This is a genomic window from Pseudomonas sp. RL_105y_Pfl2_101, from assembly GCF_963970585.1.
Lineage (GTDB): Bacteria > Pseudomonadota > Gammaproteobacteria > Pseudomonadales > Pseudomonadaceae > Aquipseudomonas.
Genome location: NZ_CAXAPG010000030.1, coordinates 11,341 through 25,551, shown reverse-complemented (window position 1 = coordinate 25,551; position 14,211 = coordinate 11,341). Strand labels below are relative to the sequence as shown.

Sequence of the window (14,211 nt, the reverse complement as noted above, 5' to 3'; positions counted from 1 at the left end):
ACAACTGAGTCGCCGGCACACCTTAGCCCATCGGGAAATGCAGGTTTGGAAAGATCAACCCGGCGAAGCGTGCCGGTAAACCCGCTTCCACCGTGCGGGATCTGGGGGTATTGCTGACCACGATTCCCGCTTCGATCAAGCGGCCCAGTTCTTCTGTCGCAAGTCGGTCCTTCAGGCCTGTGAACACCTTGAACTCCGCACGCGGCATAGCCCCTTGGGTGAGAAGCGCCAACACAGCCGCTGCACTGGTGGGCCGGAGGCCGACCCGGCGAAGCTCAGGATCGGTTGAAAACACATGAACAACCTGCTCGCGCAGCTTGGCCGGGTTTAGCGAGGTGGTCATGTACTCGATCTGGTCGTGGCAGACATCGAGCATGAATTCAATGAAGTTGAAGTAGTGACGCTGTGAGAGTTGGCCGCGCCCGTCGTAGTCACCTTCGCGAGGGCGATCAGCCAAGGCCAGGAAGCGATAGTACTCATCTTGCCTGCGCGCCAGGCCACGAGACAGTGACCAGAGGAAAGGTTTTAGCCCGAGATGAACCAGTTGCAGGTGGGTGAGCATCCGAATCACTCGACCATTGCCGTCAAGGAAGGGGTGAACAAGCGCCACTCGATGATGGCCTGCCAGGGCAGCAATCAATTGGCGCCGCGGATCCCTGATTCGTCCGTAGTGCAACTGCAGATGCTCAAGCATGGGCAATACAGCGGCAGCTGCTGGAGCGATATGCGCGCCAGCCTGGACCTGCTCGTTCTCTTCGGCCCGCAGCCTGCCGGGCTCCATCATGCGACCATCGCCCAGGGTCAATTCCTGCTTGGAGGCGTCCTTGAACAGTCGACGATGGATGGCCGCGATCAACTTGGGATCGAACAGGGCGGAGAAACTGTCCGTTGGCCGCATGCGCAGCAGCCGTTCCGTCACCTCCTGCTGCGTCATGTGTTGCACGGCCAGCTCTTTGAGCTCTTTTCTTTCCCGCTTTGGTGTCGTGCGAGCAGCCTGGAGGTCGGCGATTTCGGTCCGATGCCCTTCGATCAGGTTCGAATAGTAGGTATTGGTGATGCGTAACAGGCCCGCCAGTTGCCTGGATGTCTCGTCGGCCAGCCGTCCGGCCAGAAAGGCTGCCTTGCGTGGCAACTGATCTGCGGCCTGAATGATCGAGTCGGGCAGATTTTCTGGCAGTACGGGGTCAAGGTACGTTTTCGAAGTGATCATCGTTTTGCTTCCAGCGAACACAAACGGCTATTTCTTGGTTATGCCTGCGGAAATTTCTGCGGAAAATAAAGCGGCCTATAACGCTTGTTATTACTAGCTGTAGCGATACCGTACGATAGGGTATCTCGAGTCTTTTTGCGGATTTTTCTGCGAAAAAAATCTATAAGGCATTCCTAAGAGTTTGCAAATGGGCGACCTGGCGGCAGAACTCGGCGCTGGAGAGGCGCTGTTTCGGCCGTGGGCTCAATGCCTGGCTGATGGCCCGCGTGGGTTGCCGGGTCAGGCGGGCGAGTACCTGCCATTGTTCGGCGACGGCCAGTTGTTCGAAACCTGGGTGAAGCTGGCGTGCCCGGCGCACCACGTCTTGCTGCAAGGCATGCAACAGGTGCTGCTGGCCGTTGTGGCGCAGGTGGAAACCGGCGCTGGCCTGCACGTGCTCTTCCAACTGGCGCCGCGCCTGGGAGGCGGGTAGTTGCAGCGGGCCATGACGCACCGCCGAACGCCAGAACCACAGGGCGATCAAGGCCAGCAATGCCACCAATGCCTGGGGAAAATAGCGCAGCAACAGGGTCAGCAGGTCGTCGTGGTCGGTGTTGAACAACAGTGTGACGTCCGTGTCGGCGCTCAGATACCAGAGCAGCCAGGCGTTGTCGTACTGGTCGATGGCGTCGTTCTTCCACAGCTCGGCGTCGGTGATCACGGTGATCGAACCCAGGCCGAGGTTCAATTGCATCATGTGGGTCGCGAGCGCGCTGTTGGCCCAGGCCTGCGCCAGGTTATGCGGGTCTTCGAGGTGAAAGTCGGTGTCGAAGCCGACATAGGCGGGCGCTTGCTCATCCTCCAGGTAAAGCTTGGTCAGTTCCGGGTAACGGTCCTTGATCAGTTCGGGCGCGGGCTCCTTGAGGTCCTTGCTCAGAAATTGGCGCAGGCGCACGCGGTCGAGCAGCAGGTCGCCGCTGCTGCCGGTGCTGTCGTCCCACAAGGCTTCGGCCACGAAGAGCAAGCGCCCGCCGGCCCGGGTCCAGTTCATCAATTGCTCGACTTCCCGTGGCGTCATGTGGGTTCGTTCGCCCAGTAACAGCAGGCTGTGCTGGCGAGGCTCCAGGGTGGGCAGCACATTCAGGCTGTTGGCGTGCTCGACGGCGATGCCCTGCTGGCGCAGGAAATGCTCGGCGGCCAGGTAAGGATTGGCCTGGGCTTCAGGGGAGGGACCGTGCTCGATGACCTCTTCATAGGGCTCGGCCTTGGTGTAGAGGTAGAGGCCGAATGCGCACACCAGCGCGGCCAGCACGGCGCCGATCAGCCACCCCGCGTGCCGGCTCATCGAGACGCTCCTGGACCGAACAGCTGGCGCCAGCCGTCACACAGTTCCTGTTGCAGGTGTGTCGGCGGGGGGCGATGTCCATAGGCAATGTTTTGCCAATGCAAGGTCAGGCTTTTGCTGAAGCCCAGCAGGTTGTCCTGCTTGAGCTGTTCGACGCGTTGCAGCACCTGGCCTTCGGTGTCGGCCGGTTTCAAGGGGATCTTGAAGTCATGATGCAACCGGCTGAGCAGCGCCCGGTACAGCAGACCCAGGGCTTCACGGGGCTGAGTGGCCCATAGTTGTTCAACGCTGGCGGCGACGTCGGCGGGCAGGCTCTCTTCGCGAATATCCAGGCCAAAACTGCGCGCAGGTACGGCGCGTTCCACCGGCAGGCGCTGCCTCGGTCGGCGATTGACCAGGGTCTTGAGTCTTTCACGGTAGCGCCAGGCCAGCCAGACGATCGCCGCCACCAGGCAGGCCCACAGCACCACCTGGATCAACGTGGCGGCGATGTCGAAGCGTTGGCTGCCGAGCCATTTGAGCAATGGCTTGAGCCAGCTCGGTTTGGTCTCGGCTTCGCTCTCGGGGGATTTGGCCGTTTCTTTGCTGAAACGATAACGGGTGACGGTCTCGGGGTTCTTGAACGGCGGGGTGTCGAGGATTGCCTTGATACCGTCCCGGGAGGCTTGGCTGGTGAGGGGCTGCTTGAGCAGCCGCGGGCTGTCGGGGCCGCCGCTGTCCTCGGCGGCAAACGCCGGGGGCGCCAGCGGCAGCAGCATCAGGGCCAGCAGCATCAACGCCGGGGCCACGCCGCTCAGGCGTTGGCGCAGGCGTCGGAATACCAGTTCGATGTCCCACGCCTCGAGGATCGTGCGCCGGTTCAGGTAGAGGCTGAAGCCGCAGGCGACATACACCGGCTCCCATAAGATCAGCAGCAGTGGGTACAGGAAGTTGACCAGGTGTTCGAACCACAACCAGTCGTGCTCGGCCGCTGACACCAGCGTTTCCCAATCCCATTGCAGTTCGACTTGTTGCGGCACGAACAGATAGAAAAGGGCCAACAGGCCGAACCACAAGGCGGTTTCCAGGTGCACGCCGATGATGGTCAACCATTGCGCCGCGCCGCGGTTGCGTTGCTGCAATACCCGCAAGCGCTGCGCCCGCGCCTCACCGCTAAGCCCCTCGAGTTGCACCACGGGCATCAGGAAGCTGCGGCTCAGGCTCAGCCTGCGCCAGGTCAGGCTGGCCAGCAACTGCGGCTTGAGCAGCGCCGGCCACTGGCGTAACGCCTGCCGCAAGGTGGGGGTTTCGCCAAACAGTGCCTTGGACAGAATGTACAGCGGCAGCCGGTCGAAGGCCGGCTTCAACCACCAGAACAGCATCACCACCAGTGACGGTGAGTCCCACAGCAGCAGGGTCAGCAACAGGTACACCGGCAATGTGCTGATCGCCCAACTGGTCATCAGCAGGCGTCGATGCCGCTGGCTCATCAACACCCCAAGGTCCATGGCTTCCCAGGTGGTGCGTGGGCGGATGACGACGGTGGCGTCACTCAGGCGCATGGCGGCCCCGTCCGGCAAGCGACAGATAGCTGATCACCAACAGCCACAACAAGGCACCCACGGTGTATTTGGTGGCGGGTGTCACGGCGCTGGAAGACCAGTAGGCCTCGATGAACGCGGCAATGAGCAGGAGCAGCATCACACCGCCGATCATCAGCACGCTTTTGCCCGCCGCGAGCCGCAAGGCCTCGCCTCGGGTCAGGCGTCCCGGCGCAATCAAGGCCCAGCCCAGTTGCAGGCCCGCGGCCCCAGCCAGGGCGATGGCGGTGAGTTCGAAGGCGCCGTGGCCAATCACGAACGACCAGAACGTTCCCCCAGAGCCGATCTGGGTCAGGTGCCCGGCCACGGCGCCAATGGTCAGGCCATTGAAAAACAGGAAAAACGCGCTCCCCAGGCCAAACATCAAGCCACTGGCAAAGGTCTGAAAGGCAATGCCGATGTTGTGCATGATGTAGTAACCGAACATGACCCAGTCTTCGCTGGCGGCCCGCTCGATCGAGCGCCCCAGGTGTCCGGACGTCGGGTCATACATGCTGCGGATCTGGCTGATTTCGTCGGCGCCGAGCACGCTGTAGACCAGTTCCGGGAACAGATAGACCAGCAGCCCGATGCCCACCAGGCTGCCCAGGAACATCAGGCTGGCGGCCAGTACGAATCGCCATTGTTCACGGACCAGTCGGGGAAAACCGACCAGGATAAAGGCCGAGAGGCTGGCCGAGGGGCGGCTGCGGTCCCGGTAGAGTTGCTGGTGACCGCGCAGCGCCAGTTGTTGCAGGGTGTCGACCAGCAAGCTGCTGTAGCCCCGGGCCTGGGCCAGTGCCAGGTGATGGCAAAGCCGTCGGTAGGTCGCAGGGAAGTCGCTGCTCTGGGGGACGTTGCGGCTGCGCTCCAGTTGGTCGAGTTGCAGGGACAGGTGCGCCCATTCCCCTTGGTGACGGTTTTCGAACAGGCTTTGCTTCATGTTGGCCCCAGCAGACCGCGGGCGAGGCCATTGAGTTCGGCCGCGGCGTTTGGCACCTGGACGTTCAGCGGCGCGGCCAGGATGGCAGCCAGTTCGTTGACCCGCGCCGGGGAAAGTTCTGCCTGGCGTTCGGCGAAGCCCAGCACGGCACGTTGTTCATGCAGGCTCAGGGTGAAAGGTGTTCGTATGGGCGGTGCCATTGGCAAGGCGGGGCGTTTGACTGGCTGTTCGCGATACACCACCAGCGTGCCGGCCGCGAGGTCGCCCAGGCGCTTGAACGCCGGATGCTGCAGGCAACTGATGGCTCCGAAGGTGTAGCCGAAGGGCAGCATGTCGACGAAACGCAGCAGGTTTCGGATCAACGACGCCGACCAGTCGATAGGCCGGCCATCGTCCTGCACCACGCGCAGCCCCATGATCTGCTTGCCGGGAGAGCGCCCCTGATTGAGTACCTCGAACAGCACCATGTACCACCAACTGACGACAAACAGCAGGATGGACCCCAGGCCCATCCCCAGTGCGCCGAAAAACGCCAGGGCCAGGAAGAAAAGCCCCAGGATCAACCCGCGTATGCCCAGATCGATGGCGAATGCGATTGCACGCGGCATCAGTCCCGCCGGGCGCAGCGGCAGGTCGATGCCTTCGGGCGTTTCAACCTGATAGCGCGTGTCCAGGGGCGTGGGCAGCGTCGCGTTCCTTTGCAGTGCTGGTGTCTCGAGCATGGGCAACCTGTGATGGGCCAGACCGAATGTTCAATCTCGGTCCCGATGCTAGCAGTCTTCGCGCGGGCAAACGATACAACTGTGTGGCGCATTCATGGATTGCAACAGGATTGATGCAACAGGATTGAGAGCGTGGGCCGGGCATTGCCTTCGCGGACACCGGAGTTCGACTATGGGGGCGGACTTGCTCGCGAAAGCGGTGGGACAGTTTGCATCGAGGTCGAATGTAGCGCGGTCTTCGCGAGCAAGCCCGCTCCCACATGGGCTCTCGGGTGTTTACAGATCCAATATCCACCCCCGCATTGGCATTCAAAAGTTACAGGACGGCTGGTCGCAGGTGGGTTCGAGCGCCTAGACTTCGCCTGTCTTCAGTTCAGGAACAGCCCGTGACTTCCATTTTCTGGTACGACTACGAAACCACCGGCATCAACCCGCGTTGCGACCGGCCCTTGCAGGTGGCGGGTATCCGTACCGATTTCGAACTTAATGAAATCGACGAACCGGTGAACCTGTATTGCCGGCCGAGCGATGACATCCTGCCTCATCCGGCGGCCTGTGCAATTACTGGCATTACTCCGACATGCCTGGCCGAAAAAGGCTTGAGCGAAGCCGATTTCATGACCCGTGTCCACGGCCACCTGGGCGCGCCCGGTACCTGTGGCGCCGGCTATAACACCCTGCGCTTCGACGATGAAATGACCCGTTACAGCCTCTATCGGAATTTCTTCGACCCGTACGCACGCGAATGGCAGGGCGGCAATAGTCGTTGGGATTTGATCGACCTGGTGCGTGCGGCCTATGCGCTGCGCCCGCAAGGCATTGTCTGGCCGCAAGAGGACGGTCGCGTGACCCTCAAGCTCGAGCGCCTGACTGCCGCCAACGGCATCGACCATGGCCAGGCCCACGATGCGTTGTCGGACGTGCGCGCGACCATCGCCTTGGCCCGCCTGATCCGTCAGCAGCAGCCCCGGCTCTACGACTGGCTGTTCCAGTTGCGCAGTAAACAGAAGGTGATGGACCAGATCCGCCTGTTGCAGCCCATGGTGCATATTTCCGGTCGCTTCTCGGCGGCGCGCAACTACGTCGGCGTGGTCTTGCCGCTGGCCTGGCACCCGAAAAACCGCAACGCCCTGATCGTCTGCGACCTGCACCTGGACCCCCAGGGGCTGCTGGACGACGATGCGCAAAGCCTGCGCCAGCGTTTGTATACCCGCCGTGAAGAATTGCCCGAAGGTGAGCTGCCGGTGCCGCTCAAACTTATCCATATCAACAAATGCCCGGTGATCGCGCCATTGTCGGTGCTGCGTGCCGAGGACCTGCAGCGACTGGAACTGGACATGGAGGGCTATCAGCAACGGGCATTGCGGCTAACTGACGCACAGAAAGTTTGGCAGGATAAACTTCAGGTTATTTATGGTCGGGAGGATTTCACCGCCAGCGAGGATCCCGAGCAACAGTTATACGCGGGTTTCCTGGGGGATCGCGATCGACGTTTATGTGAACAAGTCCGCATGGCTGACCCTGCGCAATTGGCTCAAGAACGCTGGCCTTTCGATGATGAGCGTTTGCCAGAACTATTGTTCCGATATCGCGCGCGCAACTTTCCAGATACGTTGAATCCTGAAGAGCAGGGGCGTTGGAGACTTTTCTGTCAGCAACGGCTGTCATCCCCAGAGTGGGGCGCGCCTAATACCTTGGAAAGTTTTGATGCGGCGATGGGGGAGTGGATGGTCCTGTCAACGCCAGTGCAGCAAGAAGTACTCATGGAGTGGCAGGGTTACAGCCAGCAATTGCGCAACCGTTTAAGTCTGGAGCCGCAATGAACTGAAAAGATGACAGGCATAAAAAAACGCCAGCAATCGCTGGCGTTTTTTTGTTCGCAAAGAAGCTTGCGCAGTGGTGAGGCTTAGCCCAGCAGGGTTGCCCAGCCTTCCACCACGTCACCGCCCCACTTGGCTTTCCACTCTTTCAGAGTTTTGTGGTTGCCACCTTTGGTTTCGATGACTTCGCCGTTGTGCGGGTTCTTGTATTGCTTAACTTTGCGAGCGCGTTTGGTGCCGGTAGTTTTCACGGCGCCACGTGGTGCTTTGCTCGACTTGGCTTCTGGATCCAGCAGGGCAATGATGTCGCGCAGCGATTTGGAGTATTCGCCCATCAGCGTGCGCAGTTTGCCTTCGAATTCAAGCTCGGTTTGCAGTTTGTCGTCTTGGGACAGGTTTTTCAGGCGAGCTTGCAGTTCTTTGATGGCTTCTTCTGTGGCGCGGTATTCATTGATCAAGGACATGTGGACTACCTTATGTAGGATGCGGGTGACAAGGACACAGTGCGGCAATAGTAATCAGACAGTTTCATCAAGTAAACATTTAACCGGTGTTTTATTTAATTAATTAGTGCTGTGCCACAAAAACGCCTGATGCAGTTAAATACCGTGACAGAGTCTTCACCGCTGTTCGCACGTATAGCCTGCTTTTGCGGGGCACGCCGGTCGTGGCTTGGGGCTGTCGTCGAGATTTGGCCTGTCATCGATACTGCAGTTTTGCCGCGCAATGGCTAGAATGGCCGCCTTTGCGAAGTTCTGGAGTTTCCCTAATGCGCACTTTTCGTCTGGTGATTGCTTGCCCGGACCGCGTCGGCATCGTTGCTAAAGTCAGTAACTTTCTGGCGGCCCATAATGGTTGGATCACCGAAGCAAGCCATCACTCGGACAATCAAAGTGGTTGGTTTTTCATGCGTCACGAAATTCGTGCCGACTCGCTGCCCTTCGGTATCGAAGCCTTTCGTGAAGCGTTCGCCCCCATTGCCGAAGCGTTCTCGATGGACTGGCGTATCACCGACACCGCGCAGAAAAAACGCGTGGTGCTGATGGCCAGTCGTGAGTCTCACTGCCTGGCCGACCTGTTGCACCGCTGGCACAGCGATGAGCTTGATTGCGATATTGCCTGTGTGATTTCCAACCATGACGACTTGCGCAGCATGGTGGAATGGCACGGCATCCCGTATTACCACGTACCGGTCGACCCCCAGGACAAACAGCCGGCGTTCGCCGAAGTCTCGCGACTGGTCAAGCAGCACGATGCTGAGGTGGTGGTACTGGCCCGCTACATGCAGATCCTGCCGCCGGCCTTGTGCCGCGAATACGCCCATAAGGTCATCAACATTCACCACAGTTTCCTGCCGTCGTTCGTGGGTGCCAAGCCGTACCATCAGGCGTCGATGCGCGGTGTGAAGCTGATTGGCGCTACCTGTCACTACGTGACCGAAGAACTGGATGCCGGCCCGATCATCGAGCAGGACGTGGTGCGCGTCAGCCACAGCGACAGCATCGAAGACATGGTGCGTTTGGGCCGTGACGTAGAGAAGATGGTGTTGGCCCGGGGGCTGCGTTATCACCTGGAAGATCGGGTGCTGGTGCATGGCAACAAGACGGTGGTGTTCTGACTGGATTTGGGCTCTTGCAGGCGCTGCCGAAGGCTGTGATCTTTCGATTTTAATCTTTCGCTCGAGACTCAAGCGGTAGGGGAAAGATCGCAGCCTCGCTTCGCTCGTCAGCGGCTACAGGCGCAGCCGAGCGGGAACAATCTCTGGCCACAATGATTCAGGCCACCTTCTTGCGGGAGCAGCATTGCGCCATGACCGATCCGTTGGACAAAGCCACCTCCAAGGCGCCAGCGACCCTGGGCGAGGGTTGCCTCAGCCGCTATGACCCAGATGCGTTGGGCCCGGAGGACGGCACTGAGTTTCCTGATGCCGCGCAATTGTGGGAGCAACTGCATTCCCAGGACGAGCCCGAACAGAAACCGTGATGTGTCAGGCCTGCCTGAGCCTGATCAGTTTCTTGAGCAACGGCCGCCCGACCATCAGGAAGAACACCGGCCCACCGGCCACCAGATAAAAGTAATAGGTCACCGCCCGCCAGATCAGAATTGCCGCCGCTGCGGTGGATTTGCCCACCATGGGGGCCAGCAGCGCCGTAGAGGTCAATTCGGCCGCCCCGGCGCCGCCCGGCAGCAGGCTGAACTGCCCCGCACTCAGGGACAGCATCTGGACCAGGAAACTCCAGGCCCACTGCAAGTCTGCCCCCAGCCCCTTCAATACCAGGTACAACACGCTGTAGCGCAGCACCCAATGCAGGCAGGTCAGGCCGAAGACCTGGAACAGTGTCTGTCGTGGCAACTTCAAGGTGTCGGTGAATGCTGCCAGAAAGCTCAATATCTTGCGGGCCCAGCGTCGACGGGTGACGGCTTTTACGCGCAGGTGGTGCAGCAGGCGAGCGCCCAGTAGAATCAATCGGCGGTGATACCGGGCCACCAGCACGCAGCCGAACAGCCCGCCAAACAATGAAATCGCGCTTAACGCCAGCATCCATTCCATGCGCTGGCTGAGATTCTGGAACAGCGCGTAAAACACGATGCCCACCAAAGCGCAGAGGAAGAACAGCAAGTCGCTCAACTGATCCATGGCGAATACCGCGCTGCCATGGGCCGGGCGCACGCCGTTGCGTGCCAGCAGGGCCATCAGCGTCAGCGGGCCGCCACTACCACCGGGCGTCGCGCACATGGCGAACTCGCTGGACATCACCACGCCGATGCTTTTGAGCCTGCCGATGCGCCCACTGTGTTCCCCCAGCAGTAGGCGCAAGCGCACGGCGTTCAAACCCCAGCACAGCACGATCATGCCGAGCATGGCCAGCAGTAGCGACACGGGAAAGCGCTGCACCCGTGACCACATTTCCCCGCCACCGACCAGTAGCGGCACCAGTAGTGCCGTGAGCAGGGCGACGCCCAGCCAGATCAGCCGTTTCATGCGGCGCTGCTGAGTTGCAGCCCCTGGGTCGCCAGCCAGCCGACTTTGGTCATTGGCACGCGACCGTCGTTGAGCAGGCGTTCGAGGGTGCGCAGCCAATAGTCCCGGGAAAAGGTATGGCGCATGTCCACCGGGTGCAGGCCCAGGCGAATCACCGGGGCCTGGCGCCAGCGCTGTTCGCGTTGGTCGCTGATGACTTTCGACAGGCCGCGGCGCCAGGCGCTGCGGGCGCTCCAGACCAGCCCTGGCGCGTCGATGGCGGTGAAGTCGGGCAAGCGATAAAGGTGTTGGGTATCACTGGTGTAGCTCAGGGGCAACTGGCGCAAGGCCTGGCGCGTGCCTTCGCTCATCAGCCAGGCGGGGGCGACGAAACCCTCCAGCGGCCAGTGGTAGCGTTCAAAGGTTTCGATACCGGCACGCAGGCGGGCGAGGGCGGCGGCCTTGGACAGGTTGTAGAACTCGCCCTCGTGGGTATAGACCCGGCGCATGAACCAGTCCTTGGGGTGGCGGGCGACAGGGCCATCGTCGCAATGGTAGTAGCCATGCAGCACCAGTTCGTCGCCGCGCTCGACCCGGTTGTCAAGCTGGCGCCGAAAGCCGGGGTGAGCCTCCAAGGCATTGTTGCGATGAAAGTCTGGCACTACCAACCAGGTCATTGGCACTGGGCCGAGGGCGTCGACGGCGTCGACGAACGGTTGGTAGTCGGGCCAGGTTTGCGGTGCCACGTCGTGCAGCACCAGGAGCACGTTGGGTGAGTGATTCATCGACACCGACCTCGCTTCAACCATTGGCCAGCAGTGGCATCTGCTCGCCGAGTACGGCGTAGTAGTGCCCCAGCAAGCTGTTGACCACGGTATTCCAGGCGTAATGACGCTCCACGTGCCGGCGTGCCAATCCCCCCCGGCGTTGACAGCCTTCGTAAAACAGTTGGCGCACGGCATTGGCCATGGCCTGTGGGTTGTTGGGTGTGCACAGCAGGCCGCAGTCTTCGTCGACGATTTCGGTGAAGGCCCCCGCTGCCACCGCCACCACGGGAATGCCGCTGGCCATGGCCTCGAGGATCACCAGGCCGAAGGTCTCTTGGTCGCCAGCGTGCAGCAGGGCATCGGCGCTGGCCATGAGTCGGGCGACTTGCGATGCCGGACAGAATTCATCGACCACCGTGACGTTGCTCGGCACCACGGCGGGCATGGACGAGCCCACCAACAGCAGGTGGTAGCGTTCGCCCAGGCGTTTCATGCATTTGAGCAGCACCGGCAGGTTTTTTTCCTTGGAGCCGCGACCGGCAAAAATCAGCAGGCGCGTGTCTTCGGCGATGCCCAGCTCGGCGCGCAACTCCGGGTCACGGGCGGCCGGGTTGAAGGTTTGCAGGTCGACGCCCAACGGTTGCACGTAGACGTTCTTGACCCCCAGTCCGGTGAGTTTGTCGGCCATGACCTGGCTCGGTGCCAGGACCCGGTCGAAATTGCCGTACAACTTGCTGACATAGGCTTCGATGTTGGGGGTGAACCAGTTGCCCATGCGATTGCTCACCAACAGCGGCAGGTCGGAGTGATAGAAACCGATGACGGGGACGTCGAGTTGGCGACGGGCGTCCAGCGCGGCCCAGGCCGTGAGGTAAGGGTCGCCGACCTCGATCAGGTCCGGTTGCAGGTCGCGCAGGACATTGCGCCAGGGCGCCAGGCGAAGGGGAAAGCGATAGCCCTTGCCGAACGGCAGCGCAGGGGCCGGAACCTGGTAGATCCCATCGTGCTCGCTCAAATGCGCGCCGGGAATCAGCAGGCTGTGGCGAATACCGGGTCGATTACCCAGGCGCCGGTGCTTGGCATCCAGATAAGTGCGCACGCCACCGCTGGCAGGGGCGTAGAACATGGTTATGTCCGCTATATGCACGATGAACGTCCCTCCGGTCAGTGTTCTCCTGTGTTGACCTTTAGTAAGAATAGATGTTCGGTTGGGGTTGTGGGGGTGGAGTGTCAGTGGAGTATTGCCGGGTTTGACAGGGCCTCATCGCGAGCAAGCTATTATTCCTGGCGCCGGGGCCTTAATGCGCCAGGCATGCTTTTATATAAGCGTGCAAAATGGCGTCATATCGCAAACACCACAGGTGACCACATGCCTGACTCATCGCAACTCGTTATCGGGGCTGACCTTAGCGGCCAACCCATTGCCCAGGCCATGCGCCTGGCGAACCGTCATGGTCTGGTGGCGGGTGCCACCGGTACCGGCAAGACCGTCACTTTGCAACGCCTGGCCGAAATGTTCAGCGATGCAGGCGTGGCGGTGTTCGCGGCGGACATCAAGGGTGACCTGTGCGGCCTCGGCGCCGCCGGCCACCCCCAGGGCAAGATCGCCGAGCGCATCGCCGGCATGCCTTGGCTCAATCACAAGCCCCAGGCTTATCCGGTGACCTTGTGGGATATCCACGGCCAGTCCGGTCATCCACTGCGCACCACCCTGAGTGAAATGGGCCCGTTGTTGATCGGCAGTCTGCTGGAATTGACGGACAGCCAGCAGTCGGCGCTCTACGCCGCGTTCAAGGTGGCTGATCGCGAAGGCCTGTTGCTGCTGGACCTCAAGGACCTGAAGGCGCTGCTCAACCACCTCAAGGATAACCCTGAGTTGCTGAGGGACGATGCGGCCTTGATGACCACCGGTTCCAGCCAGGCGTTGTTGCGACGTTTGTCCACCCTGGAACAGCAGGGGGCGGAGGCGTTGTTCGGCGAGCCGGCCTTGCAGCTCGAAGACATCCTGCAACCGGCCAGTGATGGCCGTGGTCGCATTCATTTACTTGACGCCACTCGTCTGGTTCATGAAGCGCCGAAGGTCTACGCGACGTTCCTGCTGTGGCTGTTGGCCGAGCTGTTCGAACAGTTGCCTGAGCGCGGTGATGCAGAGAAACCGCTGCTGGCACTGTTCTTCGATGAGGCGCATTTGCTCTTCGCCGACACGCCCAAGGCCTTGCAGGAACGCCTCGAGCAAGTGGTACGGCTGATTCGTTCCAAGGGCGTGGGGGTGTATTTCGTGACCCAGTCGCCGGGCGACTTGCCGGACGCTGTGCTGGCGCAGTTGGGCTTGCGCATCCAGCACGGACTGCGGGCCTTTACCACCAAGGAGCAGAAATCCCTGCGGGCGGTGGCCGACGGTTTCCGACCCAACCCACAGTTCGATGCCCTGGCGGTGCTGACCGAACTCGGCATCGGTGAAGCCCTGGTGGGCACCTTGCAGGAAAAAGGCACGCCGCAAGTGGTCCAGCGCGTGCTGGTGGCACCACCGCAATCGCGCATCGGACCACTGAGCGAAGCCGAGCGCGCCGGGTTGATCGCAAGTTCACCGTTGCAAGGGCGCTACGACAAACCCATTGACCGCGAATCGGCCTATGAAGTGCTGATGGACCGCAAAGGGCTGGAGCCGCAGGCTGAAGTGGCACCGAGCAAGTCGGCGGCTGAAGCGCCAAGCTTCACCGAAAAGGCCGGGGAATTGCTCGGCACCGCGGCCGGTCAGGCGCTTAAATCGGCCATGCGCCAGGCGGCCAATCAGTTGGGGCGGCAACTGGTGCGTGGGTTGATGGGGTCGTTGCTCGGTGGCAGCAAGCGTCGGTAGTTAGAGCCGGCTCGCCGCCTTCGCGAGCGGGCTCGCTCCCACAAGGG

13 protein-coding genes are annotated in these 14,211 nt (G+C 61.2%); 4 read left to right on the top strand and 9 right to left on the bottom strand.

Translation table 11 applies throughout. The annotated features are described in order from the left end of the window. Positions 1–22: 22 nt before the first annotated feature. The 5 genes from AACY31_RS23310 to AACY31_RS23290 all read right to left on the bottom strand — a co-directional run bounded on the left by AACY31_RS23310 (position 23) and on the right by AACY31_RS23290 (position 5,758). Positions 23–1,210, bottom strand: a complete 1,188-nt coding sequence (locus AACY31_RS23310; RefSeq protein WP_339505131.1) for a Fic family protein — start codon at positions 1,208–1,210, stop codon at positions 23–25. Positions 1,211–1,370: 160 nt separating this feature from the next. Next, on the bottom strand, positions 1,371–2,534 hold the full coding sequence (locus tag AACY31_RS23305; RefSeq protein WP_339475602.1) for a DUF4350 domain-containing protein: 1,164 nt from the start codon (positions 2,532–2,534) through the stop codon (positions 1,371–1,373). After that, the gene (locus tag AACY31_RS23300; RefSeq protein ID WP_339475600.1) at positions 2,531–4,075 is read right to left on the bottom strand and encodes a DUF4129 domain-containing protein; all 1,545 of its coding nucleotides are present in this window, start codon (positions 4,073–4,075) and stop codon (positions 2,531–2,533) included. Before AACY31_RS23300 ends, AACY31_RS23305 begins: the two co-directional genes overlap by 4 nt. Further along, on the bottom strand, positions 4,062–5,036 hold the full coding sequence (locus AACY31_RS23295; RefSeq protein WP_339475597.1) for a stage II sporulation protein M: 975 nt from the start codon (positions 5,034–5,036) through the stop codon (positions 4,062–4,064). The genes AACY31_RS23300 and AACY31_RS23295 overlap by 14 nt, the downstream gene beginning before the upstream one ends. Next, positions 5,033–5,758, bottom strand: coding sequence for an RDD family protein (locus AACY31_RS23290; RefSeq protein WP_339492053.1), 726 nt, complete (start codon positions 5,756–5,758; stop codon positions 5,033–5,035). Before AACY31_RS23290 ends, AACY31_RS23295 begins: the two co-directional genes overlap by 4 nt. A 386-nt stretch (positions 5,759–6,144) precedes the next feature. On the opposite strand from AACY31_RS23290, the gene sbcB reads away from it, so the two are divergent. Continuing rightward, positions 6,145–7,581, top strand: coding sequence for an exodeoxyribonuclease I (sbcB, locus tag AACY31_RS23285; RefSeq protein ID WP_339475591.1), 1,437 nt, complete (start codon positions 6,145–6,147; stop codon positions 7,579–7,581). A gap of 83 nt (positions 7,582–7,664) precedes the next feature. Here the strand turns inward: sbcB and mvaT are convergent, their stop codons facing one another. Next, positions 7,665–8,042 carry a histone-like nucleoid-structuring protein MvaT gene (gene mvaT, locus AACY31_RS23280; protein ID WP_003205091.1) on the bottom strand — a complete coding sequence of 126 codons (378 nt, stop codon included), beginning with the start codon at positions 8,040–8,042 and terminating at the stop codon, positions 7,665–7,667. 305 nt (positions 8,043–8,347) lie between these two features. On the opposite strand from mvaT, the gene purU reads away from it, so the two are divergent. After that, positions 8,348–9,196, top strand: a complete 849-nt coding sequence (gene purU / locus AACY31_RS23275; RefSeq protein WP_339475586.1) for a formyltetrahydrofolate deformylase — start codon at positions 8,348–8,350, stop codon at positions 9,194–9,196. A gap of 191 nt (positions 9,197–9,387) precedes the next feature. After that, complete coding sequence (locus AACY31_RS23270; protein ID WP_339475584.1) at positions 9,388–9,561, top strand: hypothetical protein; 174 nt, start codon at positions 9,388–9,390, stop codon at positions 9,559–9,561. 4 nt (positions 9,562–9,565) lie between these two features. Here the strand turns inward: AACY31_RS23270 and AACY31_RS23265 are convergent, their stop codons facing one another. From AACY31_RS23265 to AACY31_RS23255, 3 genes are read right to left on the bottom strand one after another with little or no spacing between them, the layout of a single operon-like run. Continuing rightward, positions 9,566–10,561: a lysylphosphatidylglycerol synthase transmembrane domain-containing protein gene (locus AACY31_RS23265; protein WP_339475582.1), complete on the bottom strand. Its 996-nt coding sequence runs from the start codon at positions 10,559–10,561 to the stop codon at positions 9,566–9,568. Further along, positions 10,558–11,325 carry a DUF2334 domain-containing protein gene (locus AACY31_RS23260; RefSeq protein WP_339475579.1) on the bottom strand — a complete coding sequence of 256 codons (768 nt, stop codon included), beginning with the start codon at positions 11,323–11,325 and terminating at the stop codon, positions 10,558–10,560. Before AACY31_RS23260 ends, AACY31_RS23265 begins: the two co-directional genes overlap by 4 nt. A gap of 16 nt (positions 11,326–11,341) precedes the next feature. After that, positions 11,342–12,433, bottom strand: coding sequence for a glycosyltransferase family 4 protein (locus tag AACY31_RS23255; protein ID WP_339475576.1), 1,092 nt, complete (start codon positions 12,431–12,433; stop codon positions 11,342–11,344). Positions 12,434–12,676: 243 nt separating this feature from the next. Between AACY31_RS23255 and AACY31_RS23250 the strand changes: the two genes are divergently transcribed. Further along, positions 12,677–14,164, top strand: a complete 1,488-nt coding sequence (locus AACY31_RS23250; protein ID WP_339492049.1) for a helicase HerA-like domain-containing protein — start codon at positions 12,677–12,679, stop codon at positions 14,162–14,164. Positions 14,165–14,211: the final 47 nt, after the last annotated feature.